Here is a 703-nt window from a genome sequence, read left to right as displayed (position 1 = left end):
ACCGTCATCGACACTGAAGATGCGTGGGCAACACTGAACGTGCGCGAGGATCTGCTTAAACACTTCACTAAAGACACCACATTTAACGCATACCTGCCAGCGTTGGATAAAAGTGTCGAGTTTAAAGTCACGCACGTTGCAGTAATGGGCGATTTTGCAACTTGGCGAGCGACCGATGCAGCACAAGGTTTCGATCTGCGTACCTTTGAAGTAGAAGCTCGCCCTACTCAACCAGAACCAGAACTGCGCATGGGTATGAGCGTTGTGGTTGAGCTGTAATCGCTCAAGGTAAAAAGTCTATGACGATTAAGATTTCACAACGGCATGTGTTACGGCGCGACAAGTGGTTACTGTCGTGCTTAACTTGGGTGCCTATTTTGCTTTCGCTTACCATTTGGGGCGTGTTTTCTGCGGGAATCGCGAGAGACCTGCCGATTGGCGTGGTCGATTTACAACATTCGCAGCTCTCTCGTAAGCTGATCCAAACGTTGGATGCCTCTTCAACACTGTCTGTGGATTATTACTACACCAGCGCGAATGAAGCCAAGAATGCCATGATTGAAGGCGATATTTACGCTTTTGCCGTCATTCCATCTAAGTTTGACCAAGACATTTTGCTGCATCGCCAACCACAGCTTTCAGTGTTTTTTAACAGCCAATATATTTTGGTGGCAAAGTTAATTAATTCAGCCGTGGCACAAGC

General features: G+C 47.2%; 1 protein-coding gene and 1 pseudogene. Both read left to right on the top strand.

Annotated features, from left to right (window positions below; genetic code table 11):
- Positions 1-279: pseudogene (locus R7Q09_RS25730) on the top strand (HlyD family secretion protein); the annotation flags it as partial.
- 20 nt (positions 280-299) lie between these two features.
- Positions 300-703: ABC transporter permease (locus tag R7Q09_RS25725; RefSeq protein ID WP_318143889.1), on the top strand; the 404-nt coding region annotated here is incomplete at its 3' end.

Source organism: Vibrio sp. 2130-1, from assembly GCF_033339515.1.
The sequence above is the reverse complement of the archived record's forward strand: the minus strand, read 5'-3'. Positions and strand labels throughout refer to the sequence as shown.